Annotated in this window: 4 protein-coding genes; all 4 read right to left on the bottom strand. The window is 60.9% G+C overall.

Annotated features, from left to right (window positions below; genetic code table 11):
- Window positions 1–193: 193 nt before the first annotated feature.
- From ACH2EH_RS05085 to ACH2EH_RS05070, 4 genes are read right to left on the bottom strand one after another with little or no spacing between them, the layout of a single operon-like run.
- Window positions 194–1,045, bottom strand: a complete 852-nt coding sequence (locus ACH2EH_RS05085; RefSeq protein ID WP_395139557.1) for a sugar phosphate isomerase/epimerase family protein — start codon at window positions 1,043–1,045, stop codon at window positions 194–196.
- 17 nt (window positions 1,046–1,062) lie between these two features.
- Window positions 1,063–1,662, bottom strand: coding sequence for a GDSL-type esterase/lipase family protein (locus ACH2EH_RS05080; RefSeq protein ID WP_395139556.1), 600 nt, complete (start codon window positions 1,660–1,662; stop codon window positions 1,063–1,065).
- A 6-nt stretch (window positions 1,663–1,668) separates the two neighbouring features.
- Window positions 1,669–4,299 (bottom strand): ATP-binding protein, encoded by a 2,631-nt coding sequence (locus ACH2EH_RS05075; protein WP_395139554.1) that lies wholly within the window; start codon window positions 4,297–4,299, stop codon window positions 1,669–1,671.
- Between the two features lie 15 nt (window positions 4,300–4,314).
- The gene (locus tag ACH2EH_RS05070; RefSeq protein ID WP_395139552.1) at window positions 4,315–5,715 is read right to left on the bottom strand and encodes a wax synthase family protein; all 1,401 of its coding nucleotides are present in this window, start codon (window positions 5,713–5,715) and stop codon (window positions 4,315–4,317) included.
- Window positions 5,716–5,865 lie beyond the last annotated feature (150 nt).

Below are 5,865 nucleotides of genomic sequence, written 5' to 3'. Positions count from 1 at the left end.
TGGCTCCGGTCGCGTGTGGTCTTGCTTGTGGCAGCGGCGGGATTGCGGTCCGCTTTGCGGGCCTGCTTGTCGGGTTTCTGGGCTTGTGCAGGCAGGCTCAGCACGACAAGCGCAACTGTGGCAAGAAAGAGGATTTTTTTCATGCCACAGTAGACGCACAGACCTATTTCTAAGTTCACTGCCAGCCTCGTTGTTAGGCACGTCCCTCTTGTTCGGCGGTGAGGAGCGGGTTGCCGCCTCTGACGCTAGCAGCGTCGAGGTTCTCGCCTCTCTGTCGCTCCCAGAGCCGCTGGGAGAGAACCTTGCGCACCATGGCGAGCTGCACGGCGATCTCGGCGTACTCGTTTTGCTTGGAGTGGTGCTCCACCCCCCAGTAGCCCGTGTAGCCCGCATCGAGCAGGAGCAGCATCTTCTCGAACAGGCAGGTACGGGTGATCTTGGCATCCACGTGCGTATGCACGGCGTAGGGGGCCAGCCGCCTATCGCCCTCGTCGGGATCGCCCTGCTCCCAGTGCCCGATATGCAGCAGAATCCCATAGGCCGGGTGCGCGACCGTTTTGGCAATCTCTTCCATGTTGTCGGCGAGGAGTGAGATGCCCCAGTGGGTCTCCGGCCCGACTGCGAAGCCGTGCTCCTGGCCAAAGACGCAGTACTCGCGGAACTGATCCGAGACAATTTCAAGCTGCTCCGCGCTCATCTTCTCCAGCTTGCCACCGGTGTCAATGCGCACCGTCTTTGCCCCCAGCGCCGCCGCCACTTGGAGATGCTCAAAGGCCAGCGCCCGGTTTTTTGCCCGCGCCGCCGCGTCGTCCTCCCAGACATGGCAGCCATCGGCGTGGTAGTTGACTAGGGTGAGTTCCCGCTCCTCCAAGCCGTGCCGCACCTTGCGGATAAAGCCGTTCTCCAGAGTGGGCAGAAGCCCGTTCCAGATGTCGGCAGCATCGAGACCGAACCGGTAGCGGCAGCTCTCTAAGTAACCAAAAATATCAATCGTGCCCTCGGACAGAAGGCCATGCACACTGTAGCCCGCAATAGAAATCTTCATATTTTTTCTTTCTCGTTTTACTTGCTCAAAAAGGGGCGGACGGCATCGGCAAGAATTCTGTAGCCATCGGCGTTGAGATGTAGCTTATCGGTGATAAAGAGCTCCGGGCGCGGTTCCTGGGTCGGGCCAAAGAGTTTTTCTCGTACCCGGATAAAGTCAACCCCGTTGCGCTGACAGAGCCGGGCGATAATCGCGTTGGCCGCGACCACAGCATCGCGCTGTGCCCAGCGGCTGGGGCTGCTGGTCAGCTCGATATAGGAAATCCGGGTATGGGGCAAGAGCTGCCGCACCGTGAGCACAAAGTCGCTGAAGTCCTGGGCCACTTGGCGGGGCGTGCGCTTGGCGTTAATATCGTTGGTGCCCGCGAACAAAACAAGCTGGCGCGGCTGGTAGGGGCGCAGAATCCGGGGGGCAAAGTGCGTGGCGTCCGGGAGCTGAGAGCCGCCAAAGCCACGGTTGAGCGTACCGTAGCCCGGAAAGTCCTGCTCCAGGCTCTTCCAGAGACGAATCGTGGAGCTGCCTACAAAGACAATGCCACCGGGCAGGGGGCGGCGCTTGCGGTCTGCTGCCTCAAAGGCCACAATTTCTTTTTCCCATTGTTTGGGGTTTGCTTGCATACTTTCTTAGTTCTCCATAGCTCGGGCGATTGCCTGCTCCCATGTCAGTGCGCGCCCCTGTGCATAAGCCGCCTCGAACGCCTCGTCACCCAGGGCCTCGCGTGTTTCCGCGAGGTGATAGCTGTGTCCTTTTTGTATGCTCGTAGGAACCGCCGAGCCGATTTCGTCGCGTAGTGTCTGTGCGGCTCCCCATAAAACGGCGGCTTGGTGAGGTTTGCTCTCACTCAGGCAGAGATTGGCGAAGGAATCGAGGCAGATCACCATGCCGTTCTTATCCCCAATCTCGCTGCGGGTACGGAGGCTCTGCTGGTAGTAGAGGCGTGCAGTGGCGTTATCGTTCTGACGCATAGCAACATTTGCCAGGTTCAGGAGCGATGAGGCAATTCCGTTTCGATCTCCGAGGGTTTGCTTGATGGTCAGGCTCTCTTCATGAAAGAGCTTCGCCGCCGCAAAGTCACCCTGCTGGTGCGCGATATTCCCCAGGTTATTAAGGGAGATTGAGATTCCACTTTGGTCGCCTATCTCTCGCTTGATGGCCAGGCTCTCCTCATGGAACGCTCGAGCAATGTCATGATCTCCTTGGAAGAAGGCTGCATTTCCCAGGTTGTTGAGCGAGCCGCCAGTGCCCTTCTTATCGCCGAGTTCCCTGCGGATCTCCAGGCTCTGCTGATTGTAGCGCTCCGCGACACCGTAGTCATTCTGCGTGCCCGCCAGGGTCGCTGCCCCGTGGAGCGCATCGGCGCGGGCGCGGGTACGTGCCTCGCCTCCTGGCTGCTCTAGCACCCGGTCGTACCACTCACGGCCTTCTGTCAGGTGCCCTCGTACTAACCAGAATTTTCCAAGGGCTCCTGCCAGTGCCTGGCCTGCCGCTGCAGTGTTGGGATCGGCCAGGCAGAACTCTAGGGCCACACGCAGGTTATCGTGCTCCCGCTCCAGTCGTTCATACCAGCTACCCTGCTCTGGCCCCGCGAGCTTCTGGAATGCTTCTTCGGCGAGCGACAGAAAGTAGTCCCGGTGCTGATCACGTGCCGCCTCGCCCATCCCGCTGTCAAGCAGACGATCCCGGGCGTACTGCCGAACCGTCTCCAGGAGGCGGTAGCGGGCGTTTCCCGCGTGCTCCTCGTAGGTTACCAGGCTCTTGTCTACCAGCAGTGTCAGCAGATCTAGAATCTCCCAGACTTCGATCTTCTCGCCTGAACAGACAGCCTCTGCCGCTTGCAGTGTCCATCCCCCCGCAAAGACCGCGAGGCGGCACAGGAGCACCTGCTGGCTCTTTTCCAGCAGATCGTAGCTCCAGTCAATGAGTGCGCGCAAGGTCTGCTGACGAGGGAGAGCTGTCCGAGAGCCCCCGGTGAGCAGGCGAAAACGGTTGTCCAAGCGCTCTTCGATCTGCTCGATAGGCATCGCCCTAACCCGTGCCGCTGCGAGCTCAATAGCAAGAGGGATACCGTCGAGGCGGTAGCACACCGAGGCCAGCGCCGGAGCGTTTTGGTTCGTCACCGTGAAATCCTCTTTGGCCGCCACCGCCCGCTCGATAAAAAGGCGCACGGCTTCAAAGTGCGAGAGGCTCTCTGCGGTGTAGGCCTTGGAAGGCTGGGGGAGGGAAAGCGAGGGGACGCGGTAGGTGCTCTCCCCCGTGATTCCCAGTGCTTCTCGGCTGCTGGCCAGAATACGCAGGTGGGGGCAAGTCTTGATCAGTGTGTGCGTGAGACGTGCGGCAGTCTCCAGGACATGCTCACAGTTATCTAGCATCAGCAAGAGCTGCTTGTCTTTGAGGGTGCGACTGAGCGTCCGGGTAATTGCCTCGCCAGGCACTTCTCTGACCCCCAGAACCTCGGCCAGTGTCTGAGGAACCAGTGCGGGATCGCTCACCGAGGCGAGCTCCACAAGCCAGGCCCCCTCCGGATACTGCTCCAGGGAGTCCGCTGCCACTTGTAGCGAGAGGCGTGTCTTGCCACAGCCTCCTGACCCCGTTAGCGTGAGCAGAGGCGAGTGGTGCAGGTGCGTCTTAATATCGGCAAGCTCTTTTTCTCGCCCAATAAAGCTCGTGAGCTGCTGGGGCAAGTTATTAGGATGCGTCGAGAGCGATTTGATGGGGGGAAAGTGATCGGGCAGCTCAGGGTGCTGGAGCTGGTAGACCTGCTCTGGCCGTGCGAGATCCTTGAGCTGATGACTGCCCAGATCACGCAGAGAGACGCCCTCAGGAAGTTGCTCCTCAACAAGCTCGTGGGTTGTCTGTGACAAGAGCACTTGGTCGCCATGCGCTGCGCTCAAGAGCCGCGCGACGCGGTTCAGTGGCTGCCCGAAGTAATCATTGTCACGGCTCTCCGCCTCCCCCGTGTGTAGCGCCATCCGGACTTTGAGGGGGAGCTGCTCGGACCAGTGAGCCGCAACCAGTGCGCGCTGAATCGTTAGTGCCGCTGAGAGGGCGTCTGGTGCTGTGTGAAAGGCGGCGCAAAAGGCATCTCCAAGCGTCTTGAAGATGGAGCCACGGGCCTTTTTAATTGCCTCGCGCAGGAGCGCATCGTGGCGCGCGAGGGCAAGTCGCATGGTCTCCGGGTGCTCTTCCCAGAGCCGTGTGCTCCCTTCAATATCGGTGAACAGAAACGTGACCGTTCCAATCGGCAGCTCAGACATGGGTGTTGTGTGGCATTATAGCTGACGCCATAAAAATAGTCCCAGGTAGGTTCCTGATAGTGCAACAAAGAGACTCGTCAAGAGCGCGTGACCGACCGTGAACAGGGGGCCTTTGGGCCAGTCCTCGTGGCGGAAGTAGAAGGCGTCTACCAGAATCCGGAAGAGCCAGAAGACCCCGATGAAGAGCGATATCGCTCGCGCCGCAGGACCACCGCGCAGTAGCTCGTCGTGGAGCACCAGGGTGACCGTGCCAAAAGCGACAATCGTCAAGACAATCGTTGCGCCGTAGATCCACATCACCTTGCGGTTGAAAGGGGAAAGTTTCGCCAGATCGTCGTGCCAGCGCAGCTGCTTGGGCACCTGGGAGCTGGCGATCAGCACGCAGAAGTGACCGGCTCCTGCCAGCCAGAGCGCGAGGTGGAACCACCAGGTCAGCGTGTGGCGGCAAATCACTTCGTGGAGCGTGGCGTAGAGCGGGACGATCAGGTTCTCGCGAAACGGCGCATGAAAGAGCAGCGGCAGCGGCCCCAGCACCCAGAGCCAGGTCCACACGCGCCCCGCCCCGTGAGGCCAGCGCTTCTCGACCCGCAGGAGCCGTGTCTCTAATAAAACAAGGGCACCGTGTAGCGCAAAGTAGACCAGCGGCCCGCCCCAAGCGCTTCCAGCCGGGTAGCTCAGCGCCAGCTCATGGAGCAAGCCGGAGATCAAAAAGACCCCGAAAGTCGCACCAAACACCCCGAACCGGCGGCGCAGGGGCGTGAAAAAGAGCAGCCGATCCATCTCGACAAACGCCAGGTTCCAGCGTCGGCTCCAGAAGTCCCGCAAGGAGCGGCTCCGCCACGGCTGGTCAAAAAGTACCCCGACAGGCCAGCCAAACCCACGCAGCACCAGTGTGAGTACCTCGGAGACGCCAAAGTGGATCATCAGAAGCACCGCCACGATCCCCAGCCAGCCAACCACGCTTGAGCCGAGGCTTGGCTGAAAGACAGCGACCAGTGCCGCCAGTGCGCCTCCGCACAGCATCGCGACGAAGCCGCCGGGAAAACGCACCTCCGCCGCCTTGAGGAGCGCGGGATCTACGCCGCCTCGCTTCTGGAAGGGGGCAGGGTCCATGCCGGGCCAGACCGAGAAGTAGAGCGCCAGCCCCCACGGAGAGAAAGCGCGGACGGTTGCCTGGGAGCGCTGCAGCAAGATTGTCGCCTTGAGCAAATAGAGCAGGCCGAGGCTGCTGACCAGCAAGCGAAGCCCCGGCCCCAGTGTCTGCCCAAAGACCAGCATCACCGCAAGGCCCGCCGCCGGGATGAGCCCTCCGACCACCCGCCGAACGCGGTCACCCGGAACGATGATGGTCAGGGCAACGGCGACGAGCCAGCACAGTGCCTGGACACCTAAGAGAGCAAACATTGTCGTCGTCACTGCCTATCGTACCTCTGCTGACGAGCTTTTTCCGCCAGCTCCTCGGTGCGCTCTGGGCAGCGGTCAATGGCCCAGCGCACCAGATCAAAGGACTTCAAAAGTGCCAGCTCCTCCACTTCTTCAAGTAGCGCGTCGCGCTCGGCGAGGGGC

This window comes from Armatimonas sp. (assembly GCF_043760365.1).
Lineage (GTDB): Bacteria > Armatimonadota > Armatimonadia > Armatimonadales > Armatimonadaceae > Armatimonas.
Note: the sequence above shows the minus strand (reverse complement) of the source record. Positions and strands in the feature narration are given on the sequence as shown.